This window comes from Actinoplanes sp. NPDC026623 (assembly GCF_040638275.1).
Classification (GTDB): Bacteria; Actinomycetota; Actinomycetes; order Mycobacteriales; family Micromonosporaceae; genus Actinoplanes.
This window is the reverse complement of the sequence record NZ_JBEZXZ010000419.1, coordinates 1-1957: the sequence shown is the minus strand read 5'-3', so window position 1 is coordinate 1957 and position 1957 is coordinate 1. Positions and strand designations below refer to the sequence as shown.

Below are 1957 nucleotides of genomic sequence, written 5' to 3'. Positions count from 1 at the left end.
GCGGCGCCGGCGCCCCGCGCCGCGAACCTCGCCGGGCCGGGGACGGCGGCCCCGGCGCCGAGCGTCGTCGCGCGGGTCCCGCTCGCGCTGCGCGCGACGAGCACCAACAGGCCGGCCGCGATCGCCACCATCCGGGTGGGCAACGAACCGGAGGGCGTCGCGGTCTCCCCGGACGGCCGCACGGTGTACGTGGCCAATCAGGGCGCCCGGGTCCTGTCCGTCGTCGACGCCGCCACCCGGCGGGTGACCTCGGTGAGCCTGCGCCACACCCCCCGGTTCGTCACCACCTCCCGCGACGGCAGCCTCGTCTTCGTGTCCATGTACGAGAAGGACATGTCCGGCAGCGGGGTCGCCGTGGTCGACGCCGCCGGCCGCAAGGTCCTGCGTTACATCGCCACCGGCGTGCAGCCGTTCACCCTGGCCGTCTGCCCCGACGACCGGCTCTGGGTGCCGATCCACAGCAAGGGCAAGGTCGAGATCTACGCCACCGCCGACCAGCGCCCGGACGGCCAGGTGAACGTGCCGGCCAACCCGCACGCGGTGGCCTTCTCCGCGACCCAGCGGCGGGCGTTCACCGCCAACCACGAGTCGAACGCGGTGTCCATCATCGACCTGCGCACCGACCGGATGATCAAATCGGTGCCGGTGAGCCGCTCGCCGCACAGCGTCGCGGTGTCGCCGGACGGCGCAACCGTGCTGGTGGCGGGCTTCGACGCGGACACCGCCGACCTGATCGACGCGAAGACCATGCGGCGCACCGGACCGTTCCGGGTCGGCAAGCAGCCGCAGAGCGTCGCCTTCGCCGGCGACGGCCGGCACGCGTACGTGGTCAACGAGGGCGACAACACGGTGTCCGTCCTGAATGGCCGCACCGGCGCGGTGACCGCAACCGTCCGGGTGGGCCACAGCCCGCGTACGGTGGCGGTCTCGCCCGACGGCCGCCTCGCCTACGTGAGCAACGGCGGCGACGACACGGTCACCGTGCTGCGGGTCGGAGAGTAATGCGCGGCGGGCGGGCACTCGCGCCGCGCCGCGACCCCACCTATCATCTGATTGTGATCCGTCGATCCACGAAGCGTAACGACGGCCGGTGAGCGAGGATGACCTCCGCCGGCTGGATCGCGCTGGCGATCACCGTGTTCGGCGCCTTCTGCTACGCGACCGCGGCGATCCTGCAGGCCGTCGCCGCCCGGCGCACCACCAGCACCGTCAAGGCCCTCGGCCATCCGCTGTACCTGGCCGGCATCGGCTTCGACATGCTCGCCTGGATCGGCTCGATCATCGCCCTGCGCGAGCTGGCGGTCTACATCGTCGAATCGATCCTGGCCGGCTCGCTCGCGATAACGGTCGTCGCCGCCCGCTTCGTCCTGAAGTCCCGGCTGCGCGGCCGCGACGTCGCCGCCGTGGTCGCCTCCCTCGGCGCGCTGACCGTGCTGGCCCTGTCGGCCGGACCGCAACACGACGTCACCGCGTCCACCGGGCTGCGCCTGGCATTCTGCGGGGCCGCGGTCACGGCGGCGCTGATCGGCTGGAGCGCCACCAAGATCGGCTCACCGGGCCTGGCCGCCGCCGTCGGCGGACTCTGCCTCGGCGGCGCGGCCCTGACCGGCCGCGCCCTGCCGGCCGCACCCATGGACATCGCGACCGACCCGCTCATCGCGGCCCTGCTGACCTTCGCCGTCACCGGCATGATGATGTACGCCCACGCGCTGCAGATCGGCCAGGTGGGCCCGGTGACCGCGGTGCACTGGACCGCCGAGGTGATCGCGCCGTCCGCCGTCGCGCTGCTGTTCCTCGGCGACGCCATCCGGCCCGAATGGCAGCTCCCGGCCACGATCGCCGGCCTGGTCACCGTCGGAGCGGCCGTCCTGCTCGCCACCGCGCCGGCGAACGACGCCACCCACCAGCCGCTGCCCGCGCCGGCCGCGCCCACCGTGCCCGCGCTGCCGGCCGCGCC

At 73.8% G+C, this 1957-nt stretch carries 2 protein-coding genes; both read left to right on the top strand.

Features of this window, described 5'->3' with window-relative positions; translation table 11 throughout:
* On the top strand, positions 1-1002 hold a 1002-nt coding region (locus AB0F10_RS45420), incomplete at its 5' end, for a YncE family protein (RefSeq protein ID WP_360640806.1).
* A gap of 98 nt (positions 1003-1100) precedes the next feature.
* A partial coding sequence (locus tag AB0F10_RS45415; protein WP_360640804.1) for a hypothetical protein occupies positions 1101-1957 on the top strand: 857 nt, incomplete at its 3' end.